The 13,786-nt window shown below is 57.9% G+C and carries 11 protein-coding genes; 6 read left to right on the forward strand and 5 right to left on the reverse strand.

Annotation, left to right across the window (positions count from 1 at the left end):
• The first annotated feature begins 87 nt into the window (after positions 1-87).
• From AC2Q8J_RS13495 to AC2Q8J_RS13505, 3 genes are all read left to right on the forward strand, one after another.
• Positions 88-2,466, forward strand: a complete 2,379-nt coding sequence (locus AC2Q8J_RS13495) for a DUF6351 family protein (protein ID WP_486451527.1) — start codon at positions 88-90, stop codon at positions 2,464-2,466.
• Between the two features lie 83 nt (positions 2,467-2,549).
• Entirely contained in the window at positions 2,550-3,413 is an 864-nt protein-coding gene (locus AC2Q8J_RS13500; protein WP_486451528.1) for a lysophospholipase, read from the forward strand.
• An 87-nt stretch (positions 3,414-3,500) separates the two neighbouring features.
• Positions 3,501-3,884: a VOC family protein gene (locus AC2Q8J_RS13505; RefSeq protein WP_486451529.1), complete on the forward strand. Its 384-nt coding sequence runs from the start codon at positions 3,501-3,503 to the stop codon at positions 3,882-3,884.
• Positions 3,885-3,899: 15 nt separating this feature from the next.
• On the opposite strand, the gene AC2Q8J_RS13510 is transcribed toward AC2Q8J_RS13505, so the two are convergent.
• The gene (locus AC2Q8J_RS13510) at positions 3,900-4,724 is read right to left on the reverse strand and encodes an MBL fold metallo-hydrolase (RefSeq protein ID WP_486451530.1); all 825 of its coding nucleotides are present in this window, start codon (positions 4,722-4,724) and stop codon (positions 3,900-3,902) included.
• A 166-nt stretch (positions 4,725-4,890) separates the two neighbouring features.
• Between AC2Q8J_RS13510 and AC2Q8J_RS13515 the strand changes: the two genes are divergently transcribed.
• Positions 4,891-5,502, forward strand: a complete 612-nt coding sequence (locus AC2Q8J_RS13515; RefSeq protein WP_027874621.1) for a response regulator transcription factor — start codon at positions 4,891-4,893, stop codon at positions 5,500-5,502.
• Here AC2Q8J_RS13515 and AC2Q8J_RS13520 read toward each other — a convergent pair.
• On the reverse strand, positions 5,489-7,240 hold the full coding sequence (locus AC2Q8J_RS13520; protein WP_486451531.1) for an ATP-binding response regulator: 1,752 nt from the start codon (positions 7,238-7,240) through the stop codon (positions 5,489-5,491). The two genes, AC2Q8J_RS13515 and AC2Q8J_RS13520, sit on opposite strands and share 14 nt — an antisense overlap.
• Before the next feature lie 152 nt (positions 7,241-7,392).
• On the opposite strand from AC2Q8J_RS13520, the gene AC2Q8J_RS13525 reads away from it, so the two are divergent.
• Both AC2Q8J_RS13525 and AC2Q8J_RS13530 read left to right on the forward strand, forming a co-directional pair.
• On the forward strand, positions 7,393-8,979 hold the full coding sequence (locus AC2Q8J_RS13525; protein WP_486451532.1) for a hypothetical protein: 1,587 nt from the start codon (positions 7,393-7,395) through the stop codon (positions 8,977-8,979).
• Positions 8,980-9,217: 238 nt separating this feature from the next.
• Positions 9,218-9,733: a hypothetical protein gene (locus AC2Q8J_RS13530; RefSeq protein WP_486451533.1), complete on the forward strand. Its 516-nt coding sequence runs from the start codon at positions 9,218-9,220 to the stop codon at positions 9,731-9,733.
• On the opposite strand, the gene holA is transcribed toward AC2Q8J_RS13530, so the two are convergent.
• From holA to leuS, 3 genes are read right to left on the reverse strand one after another with little or no spacing between them, the layout of a single operon-like run.
• The gene (gene holA / locus AC2Q8J_RS13535) at positions 9,723-10,742 is read right to left on the reverse strand and encodes a DNA polymerase III subunit delta (RefSeq protein ID WP_486451534.1); all 1,020 of its coding nucleotides are present in this window, start codon (positions 10,740-10,742) and stop codon (positions 9,723-9,725) included. The genes AC2Q8J_RS13530 and holA overlap by 11 nt on opposite strands.
• Entirely contained in the window at positions 10,726-11,253 is a 528-nt protein-coding gene (locus AC2Q8J_RS13540) for an LPS-assembly lipoprotein LptE (protein WP_374973708.1), read from the reverse strand. Before AC2Q8J_RS13540 ends, holA begins: the two co-directional genes overlap by 17 nt.
• Positions 11,243-13,693, reverse strand: coding sequence for a leucine--tRNA ligase (leuS, locus tag AC2Q8J_RS13545; RefSeq protein WP_486451535.1), 2,451 nt, complete (start codon positions 13,691-13,693; stop codon positions 11,243-11,245). The genes AC2Q8J_RS13540 and leuS overlap by 11 nt, the downstream gene beginning before the upstream one ends.
• Between the last annotated feature and the right edge of the window lie 93 nt (positions 13,694-13,786).

The following is a 13,786-nucleotide window of genomic DNA, read 5'->3' on the forward strand; positions in this document are numbered from 1 at the left end:
TTGACACTGCACGCTAAGTCTATAAAGTGACATAGCGGTTTGCGCGGCTAGGCGGTTGCGTCAGCCGGAGCGTGGAGGAGGACACCCGTGAATAATAAGATAATGTTAGTCGTTTTTACCCTACTGCTTGCCGCGTGCGGCGGCGGTAGTTCAAGTAGCAGTAACTCGGGTGGCAACCCAGATCCCGGCAATGGCGGTAACCCCGGTGGTCCCGGTACGGTCGATGACCGCGTAAGCCTGCAAGTGCTGTCGAACCGGCCTGACCTAGTCTCTGCTGGCGATGTGTTGGTAGAGGTGGTTGCGGAAGATGCAGCCGCCGTCGACGAGCTGGTACTGCTGCGTAACAACACCGATGTGACTCAGCTGCTGCAAGCTGACCCGGATAATCCGCTGCGCTTGTTGGCCCTGGTTGATGGCCTGAGCGTCGGCGAGAACACCCTAAGCACCAATATTGGCAACAGCCTGACGGTGGTAAACCACCCCTCTGGCGGCCCCGTGTTTACCGGCCCGCATATTCAGCCCTGGAAGTGTCAGGACAGCGCTGTGGACGAAAACTGTAACCAGCCTGTTGAGTACCGCTGGTTGTACAAGTCCAGTAACTCCCTGCAGGGCGGCTTGCAGGCTTATGACCTGGACAATCCGCCCGATGATGTGGCGATGACCACCACAGATAACGGTGAAACGGTGCCGTTTATTGTGCGCCAGGAAATCGGCTATCAGGCCCGCGATCAATACACGATATTTACGCTGCAAAAAGTCGGTGAAGACTGGACGCCAATGCAGCCGCAGTCGCAGTGGAACCGCCGCCTGTTGGTGACCCACGGCGGTAACTGTCGCGGCGACCACGACACCAGCTCTGCGCGCACAGACGATTACGCTGGCACCATTCCCGGCAACCCGCTGATCGAGCAGTCCTATATTACTGCGCTGGGGCTGGGTTGGTCGGTGCTGTCCACTGCTCAGCTGAACCTGGGCCACAACTGTAATTTGAGCTATCAGGCCGAGTCGCTGCTGATGGCAAAAGAGCGCTTTATCGAGCAGTACGGCGAGCTGCGCTACACCGTTGGTACAGGCTGTTCAGGCGGGGCGATTACCCAAAATATGATCGCCAATGCCTACCCCGGCTTGTATCAGGGCTTGCTGACCACCTGTACCTACCCGGATGTGATGAGCACCGCGACCCAGTTTGCGGACTACCACATTTTGTTGAAGTACTTCGACTTTAACGTCGATACCACCGAGCCCAGTACGCCGGAAGACCTGATCGCTCATGTGGAAAATATTGCCGGTGCGCAAGTTGCCCGCGATGGCACGCCGTTTACGGTGCTGCAGCAGAACGCCATTTACGGCCACCTTAATGGCATCGTGAATGCCTCGCTAGCCGACTCAGCGCTGTTTGCCGAAGCGGTCGACCCCGCGTCTAACTGCGGGGGAGTGAGTACCGAGGAGCGCTTCGACCAGGACACCAACCCCGGCGGTGTGCGCTGCGATGTACTGACCTTTATGCAAAATATGATCGGTGAGCGCGAGCGCTTCCCCGCCGAGGACCCCCGCGACCGCTGGAGCCAGATTGAAAAAGACCTGGGCTATGCGTTCTCGGGTTTTCCGCTGGGTAATGAAGGGGTGCAGTACGGCCTAACGGCCTTGCAGCAGGGTATTATTTCGCCGGCGCAATTCCTGGCGCTCAACACCAATATTGGCGGTGTTGACCCCAGCCTGAATGTGACCCAGGAGCGTTTAAAACCGGACTACCCGGCGCTGCCCAATGCTTACCGTACAGGCATTATGAACACCATTGTGAATATGGATACGGTGCCCATCATTAATATGACCGGCCCTGATCCCGGTGCCGCCCACGACAGCGTGCACGGTTACTGGGTGCGCTGGCGCCTGGAGCGGGAGTTCGGCCACCGCGACAACTTTGTGCACTGGGGCGGCCTGACACCGCTGGTTGGTGACCTGAATTATATGAATCAGTCGCTGGTCGCGATGGCCTCCTGGCTGGACGCCATTGAAGCCGACACCAGCGATACGCCACTGGCACAAAAAATTATCGCCAATAAGCCCGCCGATGTGCAGGACCAGTGCAATGGCATTCCCGGTGAGATGTGCCCGGAAGAGTTGATGCTGGTATTCGGCACGCCGCGCACAGTGGCCGGCGCCGATAAATATGGCGACCAGGTGCAGTGTGAACTCCGGCCTTTCAGTCGCAACGACGACTACGGTCTGGGGAACGTAATGTGGCAGGAAAGCGATTGGCAGGCGCTTGAGCAAACCTTTGCGACCGGCGTTTGCGACTGGACCAAGCGCCCGCTGGAATGGCAGCGCACGATCACTTGGCTGAAATACCAGGATGCTCAGGGCGATGTGATTACCGGTGGCGAGCAAATGACGCCCGCTGCCTTCCCGGCCGGTTGGGCGAGCCCGGCGTTTGCCAAGACCTGGGAGCCAGGCTGGCAGCAGTAAGCCGACAGTCGTAACAAGGCGACCTCAGGACGGGCGGGATAGTGAATCATCCCGCCCGTTTCTGTATGGTGTGCGCTCTTTTTGTGACTGCGACTCGCCTCATGCCCGATCACCACTATTCTGAATTGCGCCTCCTCAGTGCCGATGGCACGCCACTATTTGCACGCGAATGGCGTCCGGCAGGGCCTGCCAAGGCCTGGGTAACCCTGAGCCACGGCACCAGCGAACACTCCGGTCGCTACGCCCATGTAGCGAAGGCGTTTAACGATGCGGGCCTTGGCCTGGTGATGGCCGACCTGCGCGGCAGTGGTCAGAGCCCCGGAAAACGCGGCCATATCGAGCGGTTCTCGCAGTATTGTGACGATGTTAAGGCCGCGATCCTGCACACCCAGAGTCATCAGCCTGCCGTGCATTTTCTGGGTGGGCACAGCCTGGGCGGTTTGATCGCAGCCTGTATAGCGACTGAAAACCCCGAGGGTATCGATGGCGTATTTTTAAGCTGCGCCGCTTTTCAGTTGGGTTTTGCACCCGCGCCCTGGAAGCTGGCGCTGAGCCGCGTACTTGCCACACTGTGGCCCAGCCTGCCTATTAGTAACGAGATTGATGTCGCCCAGTTGAGCCGCGATGCCAGCGTGGGGGAGAGCCAGCAGCGCGATCCTTATAACCACGGCAAAGTGACCCCCAGTATGTTTTTGGCGTTCATTCAGGCCCAGCAGCAGGTGATGCAGGATGCGCCGAACATTGAGTTGCCGATGCTGCTGATGCACGGCGGCGCTGATGCCATCAGTGCCTGCGAGGGCAGCGAGCGGTTCTTCGCCAAATTGCGCAGTGACAATAAGGCGCTAAAGATCTACGACGGCATGTACCACGAGATCTTTAATGAACTGGGCAAAGAGCAAGTGTTTAGCAATGTGCTGGATTGGATGGCCAAAGTCGGCGAGCAATAAGCGCTATCTTGTCCGTCCTTCGCATCCACCGAATGGGAATAACGCGCTATAGTGCTAGCCGTTTTTGCTCAACAGTAAGGAAGAGATATGTTCAGTCATGTAATGGTGGGTGCGAATGATGTCGCTGAATCAAAGCGTTTTTACGATGCGATTCTCGGCGCCTTGGGCTATGAGCCGGGAATGATGGACGAGCGCGGTCGCTGTTTTTATTTCACCGCCAGCGGTGTATTCGCCATTACGCCACCAATTAACGGTGAGCCCGCCTGTCATGGCAATGGCAGCACCATTGGTTTTGCCGCGAGCAGCCCGGAACAAGCCGATGCCTGGCATGCTGCCGGCGTGGCCAATGGTGGAACGTCTTGTGAAGATGCGCCGGGCGTGCGCGAGGGGGCAATTGGCAAGTTGTACCTCGCTTATCTGCGCGACCCCTCCGGCAATAAGGTGTGCGCGCTACACCGCGTGGAAAGCTAAGTCTGTTAGTCGGCGCTAGGCCAGCCCGAGGCTGGCCAAACTGGCGCTGACCATATTGCGCTTGCTCATATGCATGAGTGAGAGCAGGGCGTTGGCGTCTTCGCGCCCGAGCAGTTTGCGCGTTATCTGGCGCTCGCTAAGGCCAGAGCGGTGCAGGGCTGCCACCTCATCGCGAAAGCCGCGAATATGGTCCAGTTTTTCCTGCAGTACGGCTTTGCCATTGCTCACAACCGCGCGGTGAGAGCAGAGCAGCGTGTCGAAGTCGAGTGATAGCACTTTCTCCAGACTGTCGATCCACTCGCCCACATTGTCTTCAATGGTCATGTATTTCAGCCGGCTGGAAACATATAAATCGCCTGAAAATAGCCAGCCTTCATTGGGCTCTAGATAGCACACCAGATCGGAGGTATGGCCGGGGGTGTGAATGGGAATCAGCCGGTGGCCACTGCTGGTGTCGATATGCGTAGGCAGGGTTGCGGGCTGGCAAGCGGGAACATTACCAAAGGTCATTCGACGGATCGCCGACAGGCGCATGCCCGCTTTTAGCCTGTCGTGATTATTCGGGTGGCTGTAAAGCGCGGCGCCGTGTTCGCGCTGAAAATAGTCGGCATTGCCGCTGTGGTCTTCGTGGTGGTGGGTCAGCACCACCTGGCGAACGGCAATGTCGGCAAAGTGCCCGCTCAATGCCTCGCGCTCGCGCGACGGCCCGGTATCGATGACGGTGTCGCCCAAACGGTAGACGATGCAACTGGCGGTAAGGTGGTAGCCGCCACGTCGGTTAACACGGCCCAGGCGTATGCCCTCGATGCCGTTGTGAGAAATGCTGTGTATCAGTGCCATAGGTCTTATCCATTATTTGCGCCTAGCCTATCACTGCATGAGCCATGGGGTAACTTAACGGCTCGTAATGATGTGCGGTGCCGAGCCGGATAAGGGTGAACCCCAGCTTATTTTGCCAGTGCATTCTGGGCTACTATGTCGTCGCCAATAACAATAGAGAAGTTCCTTGAAGGTTTTAATTGTTGATGATCATTTGATGTTTGCCGAGGCTCTGGCGCTGACCCTGCAGGCGAAACTGCCCGGCTGTGAGGTGGGGCAATACGGTTGTGCGCAGGCGCTATTGGGCGATGAGGCGGCGTTGGCCGCTGCCGATTTGTTGATCGTCGATGTGGCCATGCCGGATCTGGATGGACTGTCGCTGTTACGGATTTTGGCGAGTTCGCGGCACACGCTGCGGGTGTTGTTATGCTCTGGCGCCATCGATGAGGACGTGGTGGAAAAATCCCAGCGCCTGTCGGTGGATGGTTTTGTCGACAAGTCTGAGGCCGCTGCCGAATTGGTGACGGCGGTGACGAAGGTCATGGCTGGCGAAGGCTATTTTTCGGAATCCTACCGGCTGTTGGCTAGCCAAACCGCCGCACCCAGTATTAAGCTCAGCCGCCAACAGGGGGCGATATTGGCCCTGCTTCAGCAGGGGCAAAGTAATAAGGAAATTGCGCGCAGTCTGTCGGTGAGTTTGAACACCGTGAAAACCCATCTGCGGCTGCTGTTTGATAAATTGGATGTGCCCAACCGTACCGCCTGCCTGGAAAAAGCCCGCTCCCTTAAGCTCTTGTAAGCGTATCTGGCGCGCACAGCGAGGCGATACGCTGTAGCAGCTCCGGCAGGGCAACGGGTTTGAGTAGCAGGGCATCGGCGTTGAATGTTTGTTCATGCTGCCCGCGGCTATTGCCACTGAGCACGACTTTGAGCACAGGCTGTGGCCATCTCGACGTTAGTGCAGCAAATACATCGTTGGCAGTGTCGCCATTGGCGAGCTGGCCGTCGCTAATAATCACATCAGGGTTCATCTCGTCGGCGCCGGGCAGGTCGGCGAGCGCTTCTGCCAGGCTGTTAAAGGCGTAGACATCGGCGCCCCATTCCACCAGCGCCATCGACAATGCGTCGGTGATACGTGGGTCGTCGTCCACAACAATAATGCGCAGCTGGCGCCCAGGCGGTAGAGGAGCCCCTTCACTTGCCGGCGCCGCACTGGGTTTTTCCGCTAGCGGCAGTGCGACGGTGAAGCGGCTGCCTTGGCCGGGAGTGGAGTCCACGCGCAATGTGAGCCCGCATAGCTCGCAGACGCGGCGGACAATGCTCAGGCCCAAGCCCAGCCCATCTTCGGCGTCATTGGATCGACTGGCTAGCTGGGTAAATTCCTTAAAAATACTGTCGTGGCGCATCGGGTCAATGCCGATGCCGGTGTCACTAACGGTGAGTTCGAGCTGTTTTTCTGTGTGGTGGCTACTAAGCCGAACGGTGCCGCGTTCGGTGTACTTAACGGCGTTGCCAAGCAGGTTGCGCAATAGCTGGTCAAATAACAGCGGGTCGGTATTAAGCCAGTGTTGGCGCTGCACATCATTGTGTAGTGCCAGGCCTTTTTGTTGGGCCTGAGGTAAGCACTCATTGATGAGCTTGGCGAGGTGCTCATCCAGACTGAAGGGCTGGGGTTTGGCGGAGAAGTGCCGGCTTTGCAGGCGGGATAACAGCAGTAATTGCTCCAGCAACTCCCCGCCGGAGGCGATGGCAGTGAGGATTTTTTCGCTGAGCTCACGGCTCGGTGCATCGCCCTGCTCGTTAATCAGCGAGGCGTAAAGCGACGCGGCTTGCAGTGGCTGGCGCAGGTCGTGACTGACCGCCGCCATAAATTGATTCTTGCTGCGATTGGCGCGCTCGGCGTCGCGCCGGGCGATATCGGCCTCGATGCGCAAACGAATATTGTTGAGCTGGGCTTTGTGTATGAACAGGCTGAACGCGGTCAGTGAGCACAAGGTGAGTAAGGGGATGCCTTTGATGAACCAGCTTTGCTCTGCGTGAAAGCGGATTAGATAGAGCGACAGAGAGATAAACAGCGGCGTAATAAAACTAATGAAGATATCGGGGTACACGCCCATGGACACCGAGGGTGTGGAGCTGATCAGGGTAATAACAAGCAGGAAGACTAAAATTTTCTCGGTGCTGGCGCCGTCAAAAAATAGATAGGGCGCAACGCACCAGAGTCCGCTCCACATCAGCGCCATGCCAATATTGATGGCGTGCCACTTCTTGATTTTGCCACTTTCACTGTCGCGGTGGCGTTTGTAGAAGCTGACGACCAGCAGTGAAACGACGCTGGTTGTTAGCACCAGCGTCGCCCACAACAGTGCATCAGCCCGGCTCATGGCGCTGTTAAACGGCAGCAGCAAGGCCAGGGCTATGGCTGCGGAAACCACAATACGAGACCCCACTTCTGCCATAAACAAATTGTGCCGTTCGCGGGTGATCTGACTTTCCAGCGGGAGGTCGGGTAAGTAGTCGTTAGCAGGTGCTTTCATTGGGGCATCGTTCAGACAGAGTCAGACCATAGTGTCGCAGCCTGTCATTCTGTTGGCTTCGCCCATCAGAGTGAAGTTTTATTTTTATGGCTTTGCTTAAATTCCATCCGACGACAAGTGTTCCTGTTAGGTGACTGAGAGATTTAAGCACGATGAAGAGACCCGTTTTTTTCCAAGCAGCCCTGGCGGGCGCTATGTTCACCCTTGCTGCCTGTGGCGGTGGAAGTGGTGGTGGCAGTACCACCAGTGTGCCGGAGGGCACGCCGGGAAGTGTTGAGCGCCTGCTCTTTCCTGTGAACAGCACGTCAATTCCCAAACAGTTCGACATGTACGCCACTGACGGCAGCGCTGAGGGCACGGGCTTGCTGAAGGACTTCAATGAAGGACAGCCGGCGATACAACAATTTAACGGCCGAAACCCGATACTTTTTGATGATGGAAAGTTCTATTTTAGTGCCCAATCCCCCAACGAGGGGCGTGAGCTGCGGGTCAGTGACGGCACCGAGGCCGGCACATCAGTGCTGGTGGATATCGAAGGCAGTAGCGGTCCGCTGGATTTACAGTGGATGGATGGCAAGCTGGCGTTCAGCGCGGGTACAACGGACTTCGCTAGGGAGCTGTTTGTTTACGATCTCGACGCGGAAACGCTGACAGAGATTGATGTGGGTGGCGAGGATTCAAAAAACATTCAAGGCATGCAAGTGGTCGGCAACTCAATCTTTATCCTTGGCCGAGGGGTAAAATCAGATAGCAGTAATGTCCCTGCGTTGTACGTGAGCGATGGCAGCCAGGAAGGGACGCAGCTGGTGTTTGTTGAAGGTGAGCCGGTTGGTGGTAGTGTGGCCGTAAAGCAGCCGAACGAATCGCTGGCGGTGCAGCGCGCTGAAGCGCCAGCAAATACGCCCTATGTGCTGGCAGACGGCGATTACTACCCCACGAATATTAAGCTGCATAGCCTGACCAGCTTTGCCGGGCGGCTGTTCTTTTTGGCCAACAATGACCCCAACAACCAAAGCTCGTTGCTACTGTACAGCGTGGCGGAAGACGGCAGTGATGTGCGCCGCGAGATGGGTGAGGATGTGACCTTCGTTCAGAATTTAACGGTGGTGGGCGATACGCTGTACTTCTATGCTGACCGCAGGATCAATGCCGCTAACTTCACCCGCCATGTCTATGCCTATGACGGCACCACACTGCAGGAGAGTGGTAATTTCCCCGAGGGGCTGTTTGCCTCGAGGTTTTACGCCACCTCGCTGGGCTTGTTCGTTGTGACCACCAACAACGTGTATCGCACTGCGTTTGAAGACGGGGAGTTCACCTTTGCCTCCATGCACCCCGGCGACACTATGACCACCTACACGGGCGTGAAATCACGGACGCAGTTCGGTGAGCTGTTCACCGAAGTTGAGGGCACCATTTACTTCGTGGCTGACACCGTTATTGACGGCACGGCGGTTGGTGAAGAGCTGTGGAAAACCGACGGTAGCGCTGAAGGCACCTCGCTGGTGCTGGAAACTAACGACCTGACCACTGGCGATAATCTGTCTTCAGCGCCACGGCCGCTGTTGGCTCGCTATGCAAACGCGCCCTTAGTAAGCGGCGAGGTGGCCGGCAAGTTGTTTTTCTCAGCCTATGACAACTCGGAGACACCCACCCTGCATGCCTACATGACAGACGGCACAGCCGAGGGCACGGTTAAGCTGCTTGAGCTACCCAACCAAAGTCGCCGGGACCTGTAGCGTAAATTTCGAGTGGCCAGATAGGGATGCGCCACTGGCAGGGACTGCTCTAGGCACGGATGTCGGCAGGGAAGCACATTCACCCAAACACCGCAGGTGGCTCTCCGCCTGCGGTGTTTTTGTTTTATAAAATATTGAGAAGGCCGTGAGTAGGTCAAAGCGCATGTAGGGGGCGCGTCGCGGCAGCACCCACAATGGCTATAATAACCCGCTGGCACAATTGGTAAGTGGAGGCCTTATGAGGCGAGTTCAGCGGGCGCAGTCGCCGTGGTGGCTGTGCGGGCTCTTGTCACTCGGGATGAGCCTGATGTTGGTCTCCCTGATTAAGCCCGTGGCGCTGCCGTGGTGGGCGTGGCTGCTGATGTTCGTCGTGGTGGTGGCAGTGCTGCGGCGCGGTTATGTCACGCGCAGCGAGCTGGAATGGCGGCAAGGCGAGGGCCAACCTGTGCTGGCGGGGCTGCGAATTTTTGACCGCTATAGCGTCGTGCCGCTATCGATTGCGATGGACCAGATCGATGCGGTCTACCTCGTCCACTACGCGTCGCTTTGGCAGTGCCCGCGCGCTCGCGCCGAGGACGAAGCCAACCCCTACCATCGACCGTATAGGCAGATGGGCTATCGCGGCCCGGGTTTGGTATTGCGGTACCGCTTGCCTGCAATGGCGGGCGACCCCTCGATGCTGCGCAGTGTGCAGTTGCCGATGCCGGAAGCGGCTGATGTTGAGCGGGTGATCAGTCGCGCGCTTAGCCAGTAATAATTGGCTGACCAGCGAGGCCGGTGACAAGTTCGGTGAACAGCAGGCGAGGTGATTCGTCGCTCTGGCCTTTTTGCGCGGCATCCAGACGGCCGGCGAGTTGCAGCAGGCGAGAAAGTGAGCCGACGCTGTGTTGGCCTAGGCAGCGCTTGTAGAGATTTTTACGCTTGTCCCACACCCGCGCACCGTCGAGTACACGATCGATGCCATTGCCTTGTTCAATGGCGGCAGCGCAGTTGTAGAGGCTGCGCAGCTCGCGGCTGATGGCGCCGAGCATGGGAATTTCTTCGCTGCCTTCGGCTACCAGGCCGTTGTACATGTTCAGCGCATAGGCGGCGTTACCGGCGAGGGCGGCGTCGATCAATTTGAATACATCGTAGCGGGCGCTGCTTGCCACGGCGGCGGCGACAGTCTCAACACTGACGGCCTGCTCGCCGAGTAAAATTTTTAGCTTTTGAATCTCTTGGTCTGCGGCGAGCAGATTACCCTCCACTCGGTCGGCGAGCAGCTCGGCGGCCTCGCGGTCAGCACTCATACCATTGTCTTTAAGGCGCTGCTGTATCCAGCCGCCAAGCTGGCGGCGGTCTACCGGCCAAATTTGCATGACGGCGCCCGCTTGGTCGATTGCCTTTACCCATTTGGCATTGAGGCTGCGGCTGTCGAGACGCCCACAGGTGATAAGCAGAATATTGCTGCCGTCGGCGTGTTCTAAGTACTGTTGCAGGGCAGCGGAGCTTTTCTGGTCCATGCGAGCGCCGCCGAGACGCAGCTCTATCAGTTTGCGGTCGGCAAATAGTGATAGGGATTGGCCCGCTTCCAGCAAGGCATTCCAGTCAAAACCGCGCTCGGCCTCCAGAACGTCGCGCTCGGCGATGCCGTGTTGGCGGCAGTGCTGACGGATAGCGTCGGCGCATTCCTGCTGAATGAGCAACTCATCGCCGCTCAATAGATACACGGGCAGCAGCTGCTTGGTTAACTGGCTGGCAAGTTGCTCAGGGCGCAGTCGCATTGGCGGGGTCCGCTGGTAGCTGTCGCGACCAGTACTCAAGCTGCTGGGCGAGACGGATACTGAGTTGTTCACGCATTTCGGCGCGCACAATGCTGGATTCCGTTTCCTCGCCGACGGGGTTGTTGGCATCGTTTACAACGAGCCGGCGCTGTTCCAATACAACGGGGCCTTTGAGCAGCTGGCCCTGGGGACTGAACAGGCTGAGGCGGGCGCGTTCGAACAGGGCGTATTCGGCATCGCGGGCCTCGCGGTCGAGAGCGATACTGCGCTTGTCGTAGCGCAATAGCTGGACTTCGGCAATAAGCTGAGCTTGGCCGCGTTTGCGCGTGGTGCCCACCTGGTTGATTTGCAGTTGCCGGCGCAGGGCCTGCTGTAACTCTTGGCTGTCGCGACTACCGCCGACATAAATCGGTTGCAGCGTGCTGGCAATGCCAGTGCTGCCGCGCAGGGCAAAACCGCAAGCGCTTAGCAGCAACATGGCAGCAATGAGTACGAGCGCATTAATTCGCAACGATATTCACCAGTTTTTTGGGTACGACAATTTCCTTGCGGATAGTCAGGCCGTCGATAAATTTCTGCACATTTTCCTGGGCCTTGGCCATCGCTTTAATGGTCTCAGCATCGGCGTCGGCAGGTACTTCCATTTTAGCGCGCACTTTACCGTTTACCTGAATCACCATTTCGATACTACTGCGAACCAGGGCGGATTCGTCAACGGTTGGCCAGGAGGCGTCAATCACGGCTTCGCTGTGCCCGAGTTGCTGCCATAATTCGTGGCTGATATGCGGCACGATTGGCGACAGCAGGGCAACGGCGGCTTCCAGGGCTTCGCGTTCAACGGCGAGGCACTGATCGGTCTTACGCTCAAAGCGCGACAGTTCGTTGACCAGCTCCATGACGGCGGCAATGGCGGTATTGAACGTTTGGCGCCGGCCGAAGTCGTCGCTGACTTTGGCAATGGTTTCGTGTGTTTTGCGACGCAGGGCCTGCTGATCTGCTGTCAGTCTGCCAGTGTCGAGCGTCGGTGCGGCGCCAGCCTCCAGGTGGTTGGCAACCAGTTTCCACAGCCGACGCAGGAAGCGGTTAGCGCCTTCAACTGCGCTGTCAGACCATTCCAGACTTTGCTCTGGGGGGGCGGCAAACATGATAAACAGGCGTACCGTGTCGGCGCCGTATTTTTCGATGAGTGCCTGCGGGTCGACGGTGTTGCCCTTGGACTTGGACATTTTTGCGCCGTCTTTCAACACCATGCCTTGGCAAAGCAGTTGTGTGAACGGCTCGTCGGAATGCACCAGCCCTTCGTCGCGCATCAGCTTGTGGAAGAAGCGTGCGTACAACAGGTGGAGAATCGCGTGCTCAATACCGCCGATGTACTGGTCGACGGGCAGCCAGTAATTGGCGCGAACGGGGTCGAGCATGCCGTCTTCATAGTCGGGGCAAGTGAAGCGAGCGTAGTACCAGCTGGACTCCATAAAGGTGTCGAAGGTGTCGGTTTCGCGCTCGACGGCCTGGCCGTTCAGCTCATCTTTGCGCCACTCGGGGTCGGCTTTGATGGGCGATTGCACGCCGTCCATTTCCACATCTTCGGGCAGCAGGATGGGGAGTTTGTCCGCGGGCACGGCGATCTCGCCGCCGTCCGGCAGATTGAACACCGGAATGGGGGCGCCCCAGTAGCGCTGACGGGAAACGCCCCAGTCGCGCAGGCGGTAGTTCGTGGTGACGCGACCTTTGCCGAGTGCGGTGAGTTTGTCGGCGATGGCGGTAAAGGCCTCGTCGAAATTCAAGCCGTCAAACTCACCGGAGTTGATGAGCGGGCCTTTCTCAGTGGCCGCTGCTTGGCCGAGGTCGATATCGTCCGCCGCAATCACTTGCTGAATAGGCAGTTGGTATTTCTGCGCAAATTCAAAGTCGCGCTGGTCGTGCGCGGGCACCGCCATGACGGCGCCAGTGCCGTAGTCCATCAACACGTAGTTGGCGATCCACACCGGTACCGGCTCGCCGGTGATGGGGTGGAGAGCGTTGATGCCAGTGGCCATGCCTTTTTTGTCCATGGTGGCCATGTCGGCTTCAGCAACTGAGCTGTGGCGGCATTCGTCGATAAAGGCCGCCAGTTCGGCGTTGTTCTCGGCCAGCGCCAGGCTAATGGGATGCTCGGCAGCCAGGCTGACATAGCTTACGCCCATAAGGGTGTCGGGACGGGTGGTGTAGACCTCAAAGTGGTCGTGGCCGGCGACGGCTTCGCCCAGGTCAAAGCGCATTTGTACGCCCTGAGAGCGGCCAATCCAGTTGCGCTGCATGGTGCGCACCTGCTCTGGCCAGCCGTCCAGCTGGTCGAGGTCGTTCAACAATTGCTCGGCGTATTCGGTGATTTTAATAAACCACTGAGGAATTTCTTTGCGCTCCACCGGGGTGTCACAGCGCCAGCAACCGCCATCGATAACCTGCTCATTGGCCAGTACAGTTTCGTCGTTCGGGCACCAGTTCACCGCAGAGGTTTTTTTGTAGACCATGCCTTTTTCGTAAAGGCGGGTGAAGAACCACTGCTCCCAGCGGTAGTAGTCGGATTTGCAGGTGGCGAATTCGCGCTTCCAGTCGTAGCCGAAGCCCAGCTGCTGCAGTTGGCCGCGCATATAGTCGATATTTTCGACGGTCCATTTTGCCGGCGCGGTGTTGTTTTTCACCGCGGCGTTTTCTGCCGGTAGGCCGAAGGCATCCCAGCCCATTGGCTGCAGAACATTTTTACCCAACATGCGCTGGTAGCGCGAAATAACATCGCCAATGCTGTAGTTGCGAACATGGCCCATATGCAGCTTGCCGCTGGGGTAGGGGAACATGGCCAGGCAGTAGTATTTTTCGCGGCTGTCATCTTCCACGGCAGTGAAGCTACCGTGTTCCTGCCAGTACTGCTGTACGCGAGCTTCAATGTCGCGGGGGGTGTAATGTTGGTCCATTGGCGATGTCGGTCTCTGGGGTTGGCAAGCGCGGGGCTCGGCGATACAAAGCCCAGCATTTTAACAGCTTGTCGCGGCGTCGCCCATGCGAAT

Source organism: Spongiibacter sp. C9W, assembly GCF_057370015.1.

What these genes read in the sequence shown, in the direction of transcription:
- AC2Q8J_RS13530 (WP_486451533.1), top strand. Translation starts at nt 9,218, where the DNA reads ATGAGGCGAGTTCAGCGGGCGCAGTCGCCGTGGTGGCTGTGCGGGCTC.
- AC2Q8J_RS13525 (WP_486451532.1), top strand. Translation starts at nt 7,393, where the DNA reads ATGAAGAGACCCGTTTTTTTCCAAGCAGCCCTGGCGGGCGCTATGTTC.
- holA (WP_486451534.1), bottom strand. Translation starts at nt 10,742, where the DNA reads ATGCGACTGCGCCCTGAGCAACTTGCCAGCCAGTTAACCAAGCAGCTG.
- leuS (WP_486451535.1), bottom strand. Translation starts at nt 13,693, where the DNA reads ATGGACCAACATTACACCCCCCGCGACATTGAAGCTCGCGTACAGCAG.
- AC2Q8J_RS13520 (WP_486451531.1), bottom strand. Translation starts at nt 7,240, where the DNA reads ATGAAAGCACCTGCTAACGACTACTTACCCGACCTCCCGCTGGAAAGT.
- AC2Q8J_RS13510 (WP_486451530.1), bottom strand. Translation starts at nt 4,724, where the DNA reads ATGGCACTGATACACAGCATTTCTCACAACGGCATCGAGGGCATACGC.
- AC2Q8J_RS13505 (WP_486451529.1), top strand. Translation starts at nt 3,501, where the DNA reads ATGTTCAGTCATGTAATGGTGGGTGCGAATGATGTCGCTGAATCAAAG.